Origin of the sequence: Streptomyces sp. NPDC127177 (assembly GCF_042672475.1) — a bacterium.
In the GTDB taxonomy this organism is placed as follows: Bacteria; Actinomycetota; Actinomycetes; order Streptomycetales; family Streptomycetaceae; genus Streptomyces.
In genome coordinates, this window is sequence record NZ_JBHXUW010000027.1 from 20,170 (window position 1) to 35,591 (window position 15,422).

The following is a 15,422-nucleotide window of genomic DNA, read 5'->3' on the forward strand; positions in this document are numbered from 1 at the left end:
CCGTACTGCTGTACGGCGGTTGCACGGAGAGTTGTTCCGGGTCTGGAGAGTTACGGGGCGCGGCCCTATCGTGCGGGCCGTGCGTGAGCGGATACCGGTGGTGGTGCAGCGTGACCCGCGTGGACGGCTGCTGGCCGCGCGCGGCCTCTGGACGGGTGCCGAGCTGGTGGTGACCCTCGGCGTCGTCCTGCTGCTGCTCGTCGCCCATCAGTTGTGGTGGACCAACCGGCAGGCCCGTGCCGAAGCCACCCATACCGTGCAGGCCCTCCAGCGGGACTGGGGGCGGCCGGAGCCCGAGCCGTCGCGGTCGGTGGCGCCGGAGAAGCCTGCGGACGACGGTCCCGCCGTGGCGGGGGAGGAGGGCGACACGGAGGGCCGGGGTGCGGCCCCGGCCACCACCGCGTCCTCGCCCCGCCGCTCCCAGGCGTACGCCGTCATCCGGATCCCGCGCATCGGGCTCACCGCGCCCGTGGCCCAGGGCATCAGCCGGAGCGGTGTCCTCGACAAGGGATACGTGGGCCACTACCCCGGCACCGCGCAGCCCGGCGGCGCCGGGAACTTCGCGCTCGCCGCCCACCGCAACACCCACGGCGAACCCTTCCGCTACGTCAACCGGCTGCGCCGCGGCGACCGGATCACCGTCGAGACCCGGAACGCCGTCTACACGTACGCCGTCGACAAGACCCTGCCGCAGACCGGCGCGGGGGACGGCGGAGTCGTGGCCGCCGTTCCGCGCAGCAATGTGAAGCCGTACGTCGGGTACCGGGCGGCCGGGTCCTATGTGACGTTGACGACGTGCACGCCCGAGTTCACCTCCCGCTACCGGCTGGTGGTGTGGGGGAAGCTGACCGATGTGCGGGGGAAGTAGGGGGAATACGGGGAGTGCCGCCGGGCGATGGTGTCCGGGCGGGGGCGGGTCACTAGGGTCGCTGACGTGCTCAGACGACGTCCGCAGTTGTTGTGGTTGCTGGTTCCCTATGTGCTCTACCTGGGGGCGCTGCCGCTGGTGAACCGGGTCCGGCCCGTGGTTCTCGGGCTGCCGTTCCTCTTCCTGTGGCTGCTCGGGGCGACGGTGCTGACCCCGGTCGCCGTGTGGCTGACCCGGCGGGGTGACCGCCGGTGAACGCCGCCGTCGCGACCTCCGTCTTCGGGGTCTTCATGGTCGCCACCGTGGCCCTCGGGCTGTTCGCCGTGCGCGGGCGGCGCGGCAGGGGCGGGGGAGAGGGCGGCGGGCTCGCCGAGTGGTCGGTGGGCGGACGCAGCCTGGGGACCGTCTTCATCTGGGTGCTGATGGCAGGGGAGGGCTACACCAGCTTCAGCTATCTCGGGGCCGCGGGCTGGGGTTACAACTACGGGGCCCCGGTGCTCTACGTGGTGGCGTACATGTCCTGCGGTTACGCCGCCGGCTATGTCGTCGGACCGATGCTCTGGGGGTACGCGCGCAGGCACGGCCTCGTCGGGATCACCGACATGGTGGCGCACCGCTTCGCCCGGCCGTGGCTCGGGGCGCTCGTCGCCGTACTCGCGACCGTCTTCCTGCTCCCGTACATCCAGCTCCAGATCACCGGCATGGGTGTGGTCGTGTCGACCATCTCCTACGGCGCCATCAGCCTGAACTGGGCCTACTTCATCGCGTTCGCCGTCACCACCGGCTTCGTCGTGGTGAGCGGGCTGCGCGGCAGCGCGTGGGTGTCGGTGCTGAAGGACGTGATGGTGATCGCCACCCTCGGCTTCCTCGCCGTCTACGTACCGACGCACTACTTCGACGGTTACGGGCCCTTCCTCGACCGGCTCGTCACCGAGAAGAGCGAGTGGCTGACCTTCCCCGGGCACGGGGACAGCGGGCTCGGGCAGGCCTGGTTCATCACCACCTCGTTCCTCAACTCCCTCACCGTCGTGATCTTCCCGACGACCGTCGCCGGGTACCTCGGCGCGAAGAACGCGGACGTGCTGCGGCGCAACGCGATGTGGCTGCCCGCCTACAACGTGCTGCTGTTCGTGCCGATGCTGCTCGGGATGGCGGCCCTGTTCGTCGTGCCGGGGCTGGTCGGGGCCGAGTCCAACCTCGCCCTCTTCAAGCTCGTCGTGGACTCGCTGCCCGCCTGGTCGGTCGGGGTCATCGGGGTCGCCGCCGCACTGTCCTCGATCGTGCCCATGGCCGTCTTCATGCTCGTTATCGGCACCATGTGGGGGCGCAGCGTGCTCTCGCTCGTGCCGCGCTGGGAGCGGCGGCAGAAGGGCGCGGCCCAGGTGGTCGTCGTGGTCGCGGGGAGCCTGGCCCTCCTGCTCACGTACATCGCGCCCAACACCCTCGTGCGGCTCTCGCTGATCTCGTACGAAGGGATGGCGCAGCTGCTGCCCATGGTGCTGCTGGGTCTGATGTGGCGGCGGCTGACGCTGCTCGGGGCGATGAGCGGGCTGGTCGTCGGCGTGGCCGTGGTGTGCGGGTTCGTCTTCACGGAGAACGATCCGGTGTGGGGCGTGAACGCGGGCATCATCGCGCTCGGCGCCAATCTCGCCGTCGCGCTCGCTGTGACGTACGCGGGGCCGCGCGAGCGCGACGAACGGCCGGACGAGGAGGTCCTGGCGCGGGACGAGATCGAGGGCGTCCAGGGCATCGAAGGCATCGACGACGAGGAGCCGGTGGCGCCTGGACGGGCGGGGTGAGGGGGCGGTGCGGAACCGCGGACCTCAGCGGCGATGCGCCCGGTGGCGGGTGGGTCGGGCTCCGGCTCCGGCTGCGGCCCGGCTCGCAAGGACCCGGTCGGCCGGGCGCCGCTTCCGTCCCGCCGGTGCCTCCGGCCGATCGTGTATAACGGTTAACGGTTGAAGTGCCGCTTCACGACGCGGCCACCGACAGCGTGGAAGGGGGAGGACCCATGGACGCAGGCGCGATGAACCGCATGCGCGGCGCCCTCGCCCGGCTGCTCCGCCCCGCCGGTCTGCTGCTCTTCTTCCTCACCGAGGTCCTGCTCGCCGAAGGCGGCAGCCTCTCCGCCGCGGTCGCGCTCGCCGCCACCGCCGCCGCCGGTACCGCACTCGTCGCCTGCTCGGTCATCAGCGCCCGCTGCGCCGTCCCGGTGCCCCGCACCCGGGTCCGTACCGCCATGCGTGACCGGGAGAAACGCACCGCGTTCCTTCCGCAACGAGACCCCGACGCCAAGGGGCGCCGACGCCCCCGAGCCCCCGGCCGTGTCCTCCTGACGGCCGCGTAGGGGCCCCCTCCTTCCTCCTTCGTCCGGATACGTACGACGCGCTGCGCGTACGTGGGCTGGGCGTCCCGCGCGGATCGTCATGCCGAAGCTGATCCACTTCCCGGCACGACGAGACCCACGGAGGGCTCATCCATGTCCGCCTTCATGTCCGCTTTCGCCAGCCTGGTCGGCGCTTTCGCCGATCTGCTCCACCCGTTCTTCCAGACCGCGTCCACCGCCGCCGCGATCGTCCTGTTCACCGCGCTCGTGCGGCTCGCCGTGCACCCCCTGTCCCGGGCCGCGGCGCGTGGGCAGAAGGCGCAGCGCCGCCTCCAGCCGCAGATCGCCGAGCTCCGCAAGAAGCACGGCAAGAACCCCGAGCGGATGCAGAAGGCGCTCATGGAGCTGCACAAGGCGGAGAAGGTCTCGCCGCTCTCCGGCTGCCTGCCCAGCCTGCTCCAGATGCCGGCCTTCTTCCTGCTCTACCACCTCTTCTCCAGCCAGAAGATCGGCAGCCACCCCAACGAACTCCTCGGCCATGAGCTCTTCGGCGCCCCGCTGGGCGAGCGCTGGCACGACGCACTCGCGCACGGCGGGATGTTCGGGGCGCAGGGCCTCGTGTACGTGGGGCTGTTCGTGATCGTCGCCGCGGTCGCCACGTTCAACTACGGGCGTACGAAGCGCCAGATGGCCGCCAACCCGGTGACCCCGGCCACCGGTCCCGACGGACAGCCGGTCCCGGGCATGGGCGCGATGACGAAGGTGATGCCGCTGATGTCCTTCTTCACGCTCTTCACCGTGGGCTTCGTGCCGCTGGCCGCCGCGCTGTACGTCGTCACCAGCACCACCTGGACCGCGATCGAGCGGGCCTACCTGTACCGCGACATGCCGGCCCCGGGTGGAGCCGTGGCCACCGTCGCGTAATCGCTGAGACGAGTGCGTGACGGTCCAGTGTGTGAACAGGGTCTTGCGGAGTGATCGGATGTCTTGGAGGATCGGACAAGCCTGCGATGGCCGCAACCCATTCGACGGGCCCGATCTCGACCAAGGGGAGAAAGACCGTTGAAGCTGCTTCGTGTGGGTACGGCAGGCGCGGAACGACCGGCACTGCTGGATGAGGACGGGACCCTGCGTGACCTGTCGGGAGTCGTCGCCGACATCGACGGCGCGCTGCTCGCCGACGAGGACGCGCTCGCCCGGGTCCGGGCTGCCGCGGCCGCGCCCGGCGAGCTGCCGGTGCTCGATGCCGAGGGGCTGCGGGTGGGGTCGCCGCTCGGCCGGATCGGCAAGATCGTGTGCATCGGGCTGAACTACCACGACCATGCCGTGGAGACCGGCGCCCGGATACCGAGTGAGCCGATCCTGTTCTTCAAGGCGCCGGACACGGTCGTCGGGCCCGAGGACGCGGTGCTCGTGCCGCGCGGCAGTGTGAAGACCGACTGGGAGGTCGAGCTCGCCGTCGTCATCGGGCGCACCGCCCGGTACCTGGAATCGGCGGAGGACGCTCTCGCGCACGTCGCCGGGTACGCGGTCGCGCACGACGTCTCGGAGCGCGAGTTCCAGATCGAGCGCGGCGGCACGTGGGACAAGGGCAAGAACTGCGAGACGTTCAACCCGCTGGGGCCGTGGCTCGTGACGGCCGACGAGGTCGCCGACCCGCAGGCGCTGCCGCTGAAGCTCTGGGTCAACGGCGAGCTGAAGCAGGACGGTACGACGGCCGACCAGATCTTCCCGGTCGGCGAGGTCGTGCGGTACCTGAGTCACTTCATGACGCTGTATCCGGGTGATGTGATCAACACCGGGACGCCGGCGGGGGTGGCTATGGGGCAGCCGGAGCCCAAGCCGTACCTTCGCGCCGGGGATGTCGTGGAGCTGGAGATCGAGGGGCTGGGGCGGCAGCGGCAGGAGCTCAAGGGGGCTTAGGGGGCGGGTGGGGGCCCGGGTGCGCCCGGGGCCGCTCTGTCGTCAGGCCGCCGGACGGGCTTGGAGACGCCCGGTCAGTGCCGGACGGGCTTGGAGGCGCCTCGGTCAGGCGCCGGACGGGCTTGGTTCGGCGGCCCGGCTTTATCCCGGCGCGCTCGGGCTGCGACCTCGGGCTGCGGTCTCGGGCTGCGATGAGGGTGCGCTCGTGCAGAAACGTCGGAGGGGTGGGTGTGCCTGGATGTGGCGCCCACCCCCCCGGGTGCGTCAGCTGCTGATCTTCGTCGCGAACTGTTCCAGAGCCTCGACCACCAAGGCGTGGTCCTCCGCCTGGGGCAGGCCCGAGACCGTGACCGAGCCGATGACGCCCGCGCCCTCGACCGCGATCGGGAACGAGCCGCCATGGGCGGCGTAGGTGTCCGGGTTCAGCCGCGAGGAGTCGTCGAACGTCGTTCCCTTGGCCCGGAACCTGGTTCCGACCAGGTACGAGCTCTCGCCGTAACGTTCGACGACCTTGCGCTTGCGTTCGATCCAGGCGTCGTTGTCCGCGCTCGATCCCGGCAGCGCGGCGTGGAACAGCTGCTGCGCTCCGCGGTGGATGTCGATCGCGACCGGCGCGTGCCGTTCCCGGGCCAGGGAGACCAGCAGGCCGCCGAGCGCGTACGCGTCGTCGTAGCCGAAATGCGGCAGCGTCAGCCTGCGCTCCTGCGCGATCAGCTCGGAGATGGTCGGAGCGGTGGGGTTCATACGGGCTGCTCCTCGTTCGTGTGCAGGGTTACGGTGACGCCTTCGCGGGCCGAGCGGCGGGCGGCCTCCAGGACGTCCAGGGTCGCGGCGGCCTGGAGGGCGGTCACCGGATTGTCGCCCTTTCCGCGCAGTGCTTCGGTGACCGCCGCGTAGTACGCGGGGTAGTCGCCCGGCCGTGTGGGGACCGGGGTGCCGCCGCCCGTGAGCGGGGACTCGCCCGAGCCGAGCCGGCCCCACAGCTCCTCGGCCTCCTCGCCCCACGGCCCGTCCTGCGAGGGGCGGGCGCCCTCGCGCAGCGCGGCCTCCTGGGGGTCGAGGCCGTACTTCACATAGCCGGCGGTCGAGCCGAGCGCCCGGAAACGGGGGCCGAGCTGGGCCGTCGTCGCGCTGACGTACAGGTGCGAGCGGACGCCGTTCGCATGGGTGATCGCCAGGAACGTGTCGTCGTCGGCCGCCGCGCCCGGCCGGCGTACGTCGGACTCCGCGTACACCTGGACCGCCGGCCCGAACAGGACCAGCGCCTGGTCGACGACGTGGCTGCCCAGGTCGAACAGGAGCCCGCCGATCTCCTGCGGGTCGCCCGACTCGCGCCAGCCGCCCTTCGGCTGCGGGCGCCACCGCTCGAAACGCGATTCGAAACGCTGTACCTCGCCCAGCTCACCCTCCGCGATCAGCGCGCGCAGAGTAAGGAAGTCGTTGTCCCAGCGGCGGTTCTGGAAGACCGAGAGCAGCACCCCGCGCTCCTCGGCCAGGGCCGCCAGCTCCCGGGCCTCGGCCGCCGTACCGGCGATCGGCTTGTCCACGACCACCGGCAGGCCGGCCTTGATCGCGGCGGTGGCGACCGGGACATGGGTCTTGTTCGGCGACGCGATCACGATCAGGTCGAGCTCGTCCGCCCGCTGCCACAGCTCGTCGGGGGAGGCGGCGAACCGTACGTCGGGGAATTCGGCGCGGGCCTGCTCCCGCCGCTCCTCGTTCGACGTGACGACCGTGTCCAGGACGAGGCCGTCGGTCGCGGCGATCAGCGGGGCGTGGAAGACGGAACCCGCCAGGCCGTAGCCGACGAGTCCGACGCGCAGGGGGGTCGGGGCCGTTCCGGAGGTCGCGTGAGTCGCGTGGGCAGTCATGCGTTCCACTTTGGCAACGCTGTTGCCAAAGTGCAAGCGGCAGCGACAATGGGTCCGTGAACAGGAGTAATAGCGGCGCCAACCTGCCGACGCTGCGCAGCCACAACGCGGCGCTCGTGCTGGATCTGCTGCGGGTGGCGGGCGAGCGCGGGATCAGCCGGCTCGAACTCGCCGCGCGTACGGGGCTCACCCCGCAGGCCGTCAGCAAGATCACCGCCCGGCTGCGGGCCGAGGGGCTGGCGGCCGAGGCGGGCCACCGCGCATCCACCGGAGGCAAGCCCCGGACCGTCCTGCGGCTGGTGCCGGACGCCGGCCACGCGGTGGGGCTGCATCTGGACCGCGACGGGCTGACTGTGGTGCTCGTCGACCTCGCGGGCGCGGTGGCCGCCGCCCGTACGGCTCCACTGAATTTCGGGGCCCCGGCCGACGACGTCCTCGGGGCCGCGGCCGAGGCGGTCGCCGCCGTGCGCGGCGACGACTCACTGCCGGTGCTCGGCGTGGGCGCCGCCGTGCCGGGGCCGCTCGACCACCGCAGCGGGGTGCTGCACCGCGTCACCGGGTTCCCGCAGTGGGACGGGTACCCGCTCGGGGACGCCCTCGCCGCGCGGACCGGGCTGCCCGTCGTGATCGACAAGGACACCAACGCCGCGGCCCTCGGGCTCGCCCTCCAGGCCGCGGGCCCCGGTGACTTCGCCTATCTTCACCTCGGTACGGGACTCGGCGCGGGCCTTGTGCTCGGCGGGGAGGTGCACCGCGGGGCCCGTACCGGAGCCGGTGAATTCGGCCACCAGACCGTTCAGTTGGACGGGGTGCGGTGCGGCTGCGGTGGGCGTGGCTGCATCGAGGCGCTCTGCCTGGCCGCCGTCGCCCGCGGCGATGCGGCCGAGGCCGCGCGGGTACTCGGCACCGGCGCTGCCAACCTGGTGGGCCTGCTCGACATCGACCGGGTGGTCCTGGGTGGGCGCACCGTCGCCGCCGACCCCGAGGCGTATGTACGAGGAGTGCGCGCCGTGCTCGACGCGCGGGCCCGGCGCGACGGGATCGGCGGGGTGCCGGTCCCGGTCGTAGCGTCCCGCGGGGGCGACCGCCCGGTCGCCGAAGGCGCGGCCCAACTCGTCCTCGCCCCCCTGTTCGGCCGCGTCGGCGGCAACACCCCTGAGCGGGACGCTTGAGCGCATGGGCCCTGGGAAGGGGCGCCTTCGCAGCGGGTGCTGTGCCGGGTGCCGGGTGCCGGGTGCCGGGTGCCGGACGACGGGTGGCGAGTGCCGGTTGCCGGTTGCCGGCTGGCGGACGGCGGACGGCGGACGACGGGCGGTCGGCGACGGGCGCAGGGTGGCGGACGGCGGGTGGCGGACGACGGGTGCCGGACGGCGGGTGGTGACGTGTCGTCGGTCGGCTGATGCACTCGGCTGATCGAGGGGTTCACCGCCGCCGGTCGGGCGGACCCGCGGCGGGTCTGCGCTGAGCGGGCGGCGGGGGCGTGGCAGCGTCGCCGGTCCATACCGGTGAACTCCGGGTCCGGGGCGAGCCGACCGTTTCCGCGAGCAGCGAAGGCCGTCCCCCATGCCCCCCACACCGCCCCCGCCCGCCACACCCCCGGAACACCCCGCGCCACCGTTGCCCGGGCGGACCAGGCACGGGCTCGTGCTCGGGCTGGCCGCCGCGAGTGTCGTCCCCGCCGTCGTGCTCGGCGGTGCGGCGACCGCGTCCGCCGCACCGCAGCGCAACCAGGCCGCCACCCCGGCGGCCCGGCCGGCTTCGGCGTCGCAGGCCTCCGTGCCGGGTTCCGCCCCGGCGGCCGTCGACGCCGACCAGCAGCCCGCCTGCGGTGATCCGGAGGCGGCGGACTTCCCCATCGACACCCGGATCCACGGCGGGCCCGACACCTACGCCTCCGGCGGCGGCTACGGCACCTGGTTCCTGGACCTGACCAACACCACCTCGCGGGCCTGCCGTTCCATCCACCCGGTCCTGGTCCTCACCGACGACGACCACAGGCTGACCTCGGGCCAGATCCAGCTGAAGTTCTCCGAGCGCGCCCACCCCGACGTCGAGCACCGCGTCACCTGGGAGACGACCGACCGGGACGAGCACATCGGCGTCTTCGGCGGCGAGGGCGACGAATCCTTCGGCGGCTTCACCGTGCCCGCGGGACGTACCGTCACCGTCCAGGTCAGGCTCGCGTTCACCTCCGACACCAGCCCCGGCCGCATCACCGCCAACGCCGCGATCGTGCAGCGGAAGCACGGGGTGAGCGGCGACAGCGACGGCGGCGGTACCGCGCCGAAGGGGAGTGACGGGGAATGGGTGGGCGAGTCCGAGGACTACCGGTTCACCGTGGTCGATGACGGCGAGGGCGAGGGCATGGACAGCAGCGGGACCGGCAAGGAGAACGACGGCACCGGCGGGACCGGTGACAGCGACCGCGACAACGACGGTACGGGCGACGAGCAGGGCCGCATCCCCGACGGTGCCCGGCCCGGCACCGGCATCACCGGTAACCGGCGCCCCGTCGCACCGGGTCGGGACCCTGCCGGGGTCCCGGAGCTGGCCAGGACCGGCATCCCCGTACCCGTGCCGCGCGCCGTTCTCACCGTCTCCGGCTTCCTGATCGGCGGCGGGGCCGTGGTGGTCCGGTCCCGCCGGACGCGCCGCGCCCGCCGCTGACCCGGAGCCGTCCCGGGCCGTGCCACTCCCTCCCCCGTGAGTAGGTCGCTTCGATTCGTTCCGGGCCGTGCCACTCCCTCCCCCGTGAGTAGGTCGCTTCGATTCGTTCCGGGCCGTGCCGCCCCCCGTCCCCCCTCCCCCCTTCCCCCCGTGAACAGGTCGCTTCGATTCGTTCCGGGTCGGCCCGTCCACCGGTGTTCATGTCCGTCTGTCACCATCGGGCCGTGGACTACCCGTACGACCAGGTACCTGGCGCACCGATCCGTTCCGGCATCCCGGAGCACGGCCGTATTCCGAAGTACTACGCCGTGAAGGCCCATGTCTCCGCTCTCATCGAGGAGCTCGGCGAGGGCGGCATGCTGCCACCGGAACGCGACCTCGCCCTGCGCTACGAGGTCTCGCGCGAGACCGTGCGCCAGGCCCTGCGCGAACTGCTCCTGGAAGGACGGCTCGCCCGGCAGGGCCGCGGCACGGTGGTCGCGGGACCCAAGCTGGAGCAGCCGCTCTCGCTCGCCAGCTACACGGAGGGCGTACGCAGGCAGGGGCGTGCCCCGGGCCGCCATCTCATCGGGCTGGAACGCTTCCCCTGCCCCGACGCGCTCGCCGCCGAGGTCGGGGTGGAGCGCGGGGAGCCGGTCTGGCACCTGGAGCGGGTGCTGCTCGCCGACGACGACCGGGTCGGGCTGGAGAGCACGTACGTCAGCGTTGCCCGACTGCCGGACCTGGCAGGCGATTTCGACCCCGACTCGTCGTTCTACGCCTATCTGCACGACCGGCTCGGGATCTCCTTCGGCGACGCGGACGAGCGGATCGAAACCGTGCTCGCCACCCCGCGCGAGGCGCTGCTCATCGGCACGCCGCCCGCGCTGCCCATGCTGCTGATCCACCGCGTCTCACGGGACGCGGACGGGCTGCCGCTGGAGCGCGTGCGGACACTGTTCCGTGGCGACCGGTTCTCCTTCACCACTCACCTGAGCGGACGCGGCTGAGCCCGTAGCCGAGCCGAACGGGCCGACCGTCGACCCGTTTTAATAACGAGAAGGTAACGGGTCTAGGCCAAGTTTGGGGTTCGGTTCACCGTCCCGTTGCCGTCCCGATCCGTACGGGCCACCCGCCCCGAGGAGCGTTGCCGCCGTGAGAGTCATCGTCGTAGGAGCCGGCGTGGTGGGAACCATGCACGCCTGGCACGCAGTGAACCGCGGCCACGAGGTCGTACAGATCGAGCGCGAGAGTGAGGCGCGCGGGGCATCGCTCCGCAATTTCGGACAGATATGGGTCAGCGGCCGGGCCGGCGGCGAGGAGCTGGAGACCGCGCTGCGCGCCCGTGAGCTGTGGGAGTCCATCGGCGAGCGGGTGCCGGAGCTGGGGTTCCGGGCCTGCGGCTCGCTCACCCCGCTGCGCACCGAACGGGAGACCGCCGTCGCCGAGGCGGCCGTCGCCCGTCCCGACGCGGCGGCCCGCGGCTACAAGCTGCTCACCGCGGACGAGGCCCGCGCCCTCAACCCGGCCCTGCGCGGCGGTTTCGGCGCAGCCCTGTGGTGCGGGCGGGACGCGGCCGTCGAACCGCGCACCGCGCAACTCGCCCTGAAACGGGAGCTGCTGGCCTCGGGCCGCTACACCTTCCTCGGCGGCCGAGAGGTGCGTGAGGTGGTCGGCACCGCATCCGTCCGCGACGACCACGGCGACGTGCACACCGGTGACACCGTCGTCCTGGCGACCGGTGCCTGGCTCGGTGGCCTCGTCCGCGAACTGGCCGGGCCACAACTGCCCGTGCGGCGGGTCCGGCTCCAGATGATGCAGACCGACCCGCTCGGCGAACCGCTCACCACCTCCGTCGCCGACGCCGACAGCTTCCGCTACTACCCGGCCTACCGCGGCGAGGCGCTCGACGCCCTCAACTCCGGTCAGGCACAGACCCCGACCGCAGCCGAGCACCGCATGCAACTCCTGATGGTGCAGCGCCGCGACGGCGGACTGACCATCGGTGACACCCACGAGTACGAGCACCCCTTCTCCTTCGACACCGTCGAGGAGCCGTACGAGCACCTCACGGGCGTCGTGGAGTCCTTCCTCGGCCGCCCGCTGCCGCGCGTCCGCCGCCGCTGGGCCGGCGTCTACGCCCAGTGCACCGACACCGGCCGCGTCGTCCACCGCCAGCAGGTGCGCGACGGCGTCTGGCTGGTGACCGGACCGGGCGGACGCGGCATGACCTGCTCGCCCGCCATCGCCGAAACGACCGCCAACGAACTGGGCTGGTGAAGAAATTGACCACGAGCAACCCCCTCGACCTGATCGTCCTCGACATGGCGGGCACCACCGTCGCCGACGGAGGCCTCGTCGAGCAGGCCTTCGCCGCAGCCGCCGCACGCCTCGGCGTGGAGCCAGGCTCCGCCGACCACACCGAGAAGCTCGACTACGTACGCGCCACCATGGGCGAATCCAAGATCACCGTGTTCCGCCACCTGTTCGGCGGGGAGACCCTCGCCCAGCGGGCCAACGCCGCCTTCGAGGAGGCGTACGGGGAACTGGTCGACGGCGGTCGCATCGCACCCGTACCCGGCGCCCGCGAGGCCGTCGAAAGGCTCAGGTCCGAGGGTCGGACCGTGGTCCTGTCCACCGGATTCGCCCGCACCACCCAGGACGCGATCCTCGCCGCACTCGGCTGGCAGGACCTGGTCGAACTGACCCTCTGCCCGGCCGACGCGGGCGGCCGGGGCCGCCCGTACCCGGACATGGTCCTCGCCGCGCTGCTGCGCACCGGTGCGGTGGACGACGTCCGCCGGATCGTCGTCGCGGGGGACACCTCGTACGACATGCTCAGCGGCGCGCGCTCCGGGGCGGGGATCGTCGCGGGCGTCCTCACCGGCGCCCACGACAGGGATCTGCTGACCCGCAGCGGCGCCACCCACGTACTCGGCTCCGTCGCCGAACTGCCCGGCCTGATCGCGCGGGCCGAGGCGTGACGGGCGTGGCAGCGGCCGCCCGCAGCGGCATCCGGTTCGACCGGGTCAGCGTCGCGTACGGCGGGAACGTCGTCCTCGACGGGCTCGATCTCACCGTCGAACCCGGCGAGGTCATGGCGCTGCTGGGGCCCTCCGGCTCCGGTAAGACGACCGCCCTGCGCGCCGTCGCCGGATTCGTCCGGCCGGCCTCCGGGCGGGTGTACATCGGCGACCGCGACATCACCGCCCTGCCGCCGCACAAGCGAGGCATCGGCATGGTCGTCCAGCAGTACGCCCTCTTCCCCCACCTGCGGGTCCGGGACAACGTCGCCTTCGGCCTCAAGGCGCAGAAGGCCGACCGCTCCGAGATCCCCGGACGGGTCGCCGAAGCCCTCGAACTCGTCGGCATGGCCGCGTACGCCCGGCGCTACCCGCGCGAACTCTCCGGCGGTCAGCAGCAGCGCGTCGCCATCGCCCGCGCACTCGCCATCCGTCCCGGCGTGCTGCTGCTCGACGAACCGCTCTCCGCGCTGGACGCCCAGCTGCGCTCCGGGATGCTCGCCGAACTGGCCCGACTGCACCGGGAGCTGCCGGACGTCTCCATCCTGTACGTCACCCACGACCAGGTCGAGGCGCTGACCCTCGCCGACCGGATCGCCGTCATGGACAGGGCCAGGCTCCAGGACTGCGGCACCCCGCAGGAGCTGTACAGGCGCCCGCGTACGGAGTTCACCGCGTCGTTCGTCGGCAACGCGAACCTGCTGCCGGTCACCGTCGCGGAGTCCGCCGACACCGTGGACTTCGCGGGGCACGCACTCGCCGTGCCCACCGGTCCGGTGGCCGGCGGCGTCACCGCCACGCTCTGCGTCCGGCCGCACCTGGTCGGGCTCGGCGACGGGCCCAACGCGCTGACCGGCACGATCGCCGAGGTCCAGTGGCGGGGGGCCACGCACCGGCTGTACGTCGACATCGACGGGCACCGGGTGAAGGCGGACGTCCGGGAGCTGCGGGAGACGCCGGTACCGGGGGAGAGGACGACCGTGCACTTCGCGGCGGACGACGCCGTGTTGCTGCCGGCGGGCGCCCATCCGGCCCGCGTGGCGGCCGAGGGCGAGACGGTGAGCGGAGGGGCCCGTGGCTAGCGCGGTGACCGGAGACGTGCGGCCGGCCGCGTCCGGCCCCGGCTCCGTCCTCGAACGCCGGACGGGCCGGAGCCTCTGGGCCCTGCCCCCCGTCGTCGTGCTCGGCGTCGTGTTCCTCTACCCCCTCCTCCTCGTCGTCCAGCAGTCCTTCAGCCCCGACGAGGGCGGCACATCGACCGCTCCGTACAGCGAGGTACTCGCTTCGGCCTCCTTCCGTTCGGCGCTCACCACCACCGTGTGGCTCGCGGCCGGTTCGACGGCCGGGTGCCTCGTCCTCGGCTTCGTACTCGCCGTGGTCATCGCCTTCGTGCCGTTCCCCGGCGGAAAGGCCGTCGCCCGGTTCGTGGACGTCTTCCTCTCCTTCCCGTCCTTCCTGATCACGCTCGCCCTGCTGTTCATCTACGGCAACACCGGTGTGGCCAACGGGGTGTGGACGGGTGTCACCGGCGCGGCCGACGGGCCGTTCCACTTCCTCACCACGCCGTGGGGCGTACTCCTCGCCGAGATCACCTACTTCACCCCGTTCGTGATGCGCCCCCTGCTCGCGGCCTTCTCCCAGCTCGACACCGCACAGCTGGAGGTGGCGTCCTCACTGGGCGCGGGCCCGGCCCGGATCGTGCGGCGGGTGATCCTCCCCGAGGCGCTTCCGGCACTCGCCGCGGGCGGCAGCCTCGTCCTGGTGATGTGCCTCAACGAATTCGGCATCGTCCTGTTCACGGGGGCGAAGGGCGTCACCACCCTGCCGACGCTCGTCTACAGCAAGGCGATCCTGGAGTCCGACTACCCGGCCGCCTGTGTCGTCGCCGTCGTCAACATCGTGATCTCCGTCGGCCTCTACAGCCTGTACCGGGTGGTGAGCCGCCGTGCTGGTGCATAGCCGTACCGGGAAGTGGGCCACCTGGGCCGTCTTCCTGCTGCTCTTCGTCCCGCTGTTCGCGGTGCCGCTTGTGGTCGTCCTCGCGGCCTCGTTCGCCACGAACTGGTCCGGTGCGCTCCCTTCGGGGCCGACCCTGAAGCACTACGACACGGCCACCGCGGGCGACGCCCTCCAGGCGCTCACCACCAGCCTGGTCACCGCCGTCACCGCGAGTCTGCTGGCCCTGGTCGTCGGAGCCTGGGCCGCGCTCGCCGCCGCATCGCTGGGCCGGCGCGGCAAGCGGTTCATCGACGCGCTGTTCATGCTGCCGGTCGCCGTGCCGTCCGTCGTCGTCGGGCTCGCCGTCCTCGTCGCCTTCAGCCGTCCGCCGGTGCTGCTCAACGGGACGCGCTGGATCGTGATCCTCGCGCACGCCGTTCTTGTCACGGCGTTCGCCTACGCGTCGGTTTCGGCCGCGACAGTACGTCTCGACCCCATGTACGAACAGGCCGCCGCCGGCCTCGGCGCCCGGCCCTCGTACGTGCTGTGGCGCATCAAGCTGCCACTCCTGCTGCCGTCCCTCACGGCTGCCGCCGGGCTCTGCTTCGCCCTGTCCATGGGTGAGCTGAGCGCCACGATGATGCTCTACCCGCCGGACTGGACACCCCTTCCGGTGCAGATCTTCGCGGCCACCGATCGCGGCTCGCTCTTCACCGGAGCCGCCGTCGCCATGGTCCTGATGGCCACGACGCTGCTCGTGCTGTTCGGGGTCTCCCGCATCCGCACCAGGGCCTCCTACCGCTGATCCCCGTAACGCACCCGTACCG

Annotated in this window: 16 protein-coding genes; 14 read left to right on the forward strand and 2 right to left on the reverse strand. The window is 72.2% G+C overall.

Translation table 11 applies throughout. The features are described from left to right. The first annotated feature begins 70 nt into the window (after positions 1-70). The 6 genes from ACFVJX_RS18305 to ACFVJX_RS18330 all read left to right on the forward strand — a co-directional run bounded on the left by ACFVJX_RS18305 (position 71) and on the right by ACFVJX_RS18330 (position 5,117). Entirely contained in the window at positions 71-868 is a 798-nt protein-coding gene (locus tag ACFVJX_RS18305) for a class E sortase (protein WP_384127586.1), read from the forward strand. A 96-nt stretch (positions 869-964) separates the two neighbouring features. Then, positions 965-1,123: a DUF3311 domain-containing protein gene (locus tag ACFVJX_RS18310; RefSeq protein ID WP_384127692.1), complete on the forward strand. Its 159-nt coding sequence runs from the start codon at positions 965-967 to the stop codon at positions 1,121-1,123. Further along, positions 1,120-2,667, forward strand: a complete 1,548-nt coding sequence (locus ACFVJX_RS18315) for a sodium:solute symporter (RefSeq protein ID WP_384127588.1) — start codon at positions 1,120-1,122, stop codon at positions 2,665-2,667. The genes ACFVJX_RS18310 and ACFVJX_RS18315 overlap by 4 nt, the downstream gene beginning before the upstream one ends. Before the next feature lie 212 nt (positions 2,668-2,879). Then, positions 2,880-3,215: a DUF6412 domain-containing protein gene (locus tag ACFVJX_RS18320; RefSeq protein ID WP_384127590.1), complete on the forward strand. Its 336-nt coding sequence runs from the start codon at positions 2,880-2,882 to the stop codon at positions 3,213-3,215. Between the two features lie 132 nt (positions 3,216-3,347). Further along, positions 3,348-4,118 (forward strand): YidC/Oxa1 family membrane protein insertase, encoded by a 771-nt coding sequence (locus ACFVJX_RS18325; protein ID WP_384127592.1) that lies wholly within the window; start codon positions 3,348-3,350, stop codon positions 4,116-4,118. A gap of 138 nt (positions 4,119-4,256) precedes the next feature. After that, entirely contained in the window at positions 4,257-5,117 is an 861-nt protein-coding gene (locus ACFVJX_RS18330) for a fumarylacetoacetate hydrolase family protein (protein WP_384127594.1), read from the forward strand. Positions 5,118-5,381: 264 nt separating this feature from the next. Here ACFVJX_RS18330 and ACFVJX_RS18335 read toward each other — a convergent pair whose 3' ends face one another. Both ACFVJX_RS18335 and ACFVJX_RS18340 read right to left on the reverse strand, forming a co-directional pair. Then, the gene (locus ACFVJX_RS18335; RefSeq protein WP_384127595.1) at positions 5,382-5,861 is read right to left on the reverse strand and encodes a heme-degrading domain-containing protein; all 480 of its coding nucleotides are present in this window, start codon (positions 5,859-5,861) and stop codon (positions 5,382-5,384) included. Then, entirely contained in the window at positions 5,858-6,988 is a 1,131-nt protein-coding gene (locus ACFVJX_RS18340; RefSeq protein WP_384127596.1) for a Gfo/Idh/MocA family oxidoreductase, read from the reverse strand. The genes ACFVJX_RS18335 and ACFVJX_RS18340 overlap by 4 nt, the downstream gene beginning before the upstream one ends. Before the next feature lie 56 nt (positions 6,989-7,044). Between ACFVJX_RS18340 and ACFVJX_RS18345 the strand changes: the two genes are divergently transcribed. The 8 genes from ACFVJX_RS18345 to ACFVJX_RS18380 all read left to right on the forward strand — a co-directional run bounded on the left by ACFVJX_RS18345 (position 7,045) and on the right by ACFVJX_RS18380 (position 15,400). After that, positions 7,045-8,160 (forward strand): ROK family protein, encoded by a 1,116-nt coding sequence (locus ACFVJX_RS18345; protein ID WP_384127598.1) that lies wholly within the window; start codon positions 7,045-7,047, stop codon positions 8,158-8,160. Between the two features lie 391 nt (positions 8,161-8,551). Then, positions 8,552-9,655, forward strand: a complete 1,104-nt coding sequence (locus ACFVJX_RS18350) for a hypothetical protein (protein WP_384127599.1) — start codon at positions 8,552-8,554, stop codon at positions 9,653-9,655. Between the two features lie 224 nt (positions 9,656-9,879). Further along, entirely contained in the window at positions 9,880-10,644 is a 765-nt protein-coding gene (locus ACFVJX_RS18355) for a GntR family transcriptional regulator (protein ID WP_384127600.1), read from the forward strand. Positions 10,645-10,789: 145 nt separating this feature from the next. Continuing rightward, entirely contained in the window at positions 10,790-11,914 is a 1,125-nt protein-coding gene (locus ACFVJX_RS18360; protein ID WP_384127602.1) for a TIGR03364 family FAD-dependent oxidoreductase, read from the forward strand. Then, on the forward strand, positions 11,911-12,618 hold the full coding sequence (locus ACFVJX_RS18365; RefSeq protein ID WP_385745087.1) for a phosphonatase-like hydrolase: 708 nt from the start codon (positions 11,911-11,913) through the stop codon (positions 12,616-12,618). Before ACFVJX_RS18360 ends, ACFVJX_RS18365 begins: the two co-directional genes overlap by 4 nt. Positions 12,619-12,623: 5 nt before the next feature. Next, entirely contained in the window at positions 12,624-13,739 is a 1,116-nt protein-coding gene (locus tag ACFVJX_RS18370) for an ABC transporter ATP-binding protein (RefSeq protein ID WP_384127605.1), read from the forward strand. A gap of 16 nt (positions 13,740-13,755) precedes the next feature. Next, entirely contained in the window at positions 13,756-14,616 is an 861-nt protein-coding gene (locus ACFVJX_RS18375; protein WP_384127694.1) for a 2-aminoethylphosphonate ABC transporter permease subunit, read from the forward strand. Then, the gene (locus ACFVJX_RS18380) at positions 14,603-15,400 is read left to right on the forward strand and encodes an ABC transporter permease (protein ID WP_384127606.1); all 798 of its coding nucleotides are present in this window, start codon (positions 14,603-14,605) and stop codon (positions 15,398-15,400) included. Before ACFVJX_RS18375 ends, ACFVJX_RS18380 begins: the two co-directional genes overlap by 14 nt. Positions 15,401-15,422 lie beyond the last annotated feature (22 nt).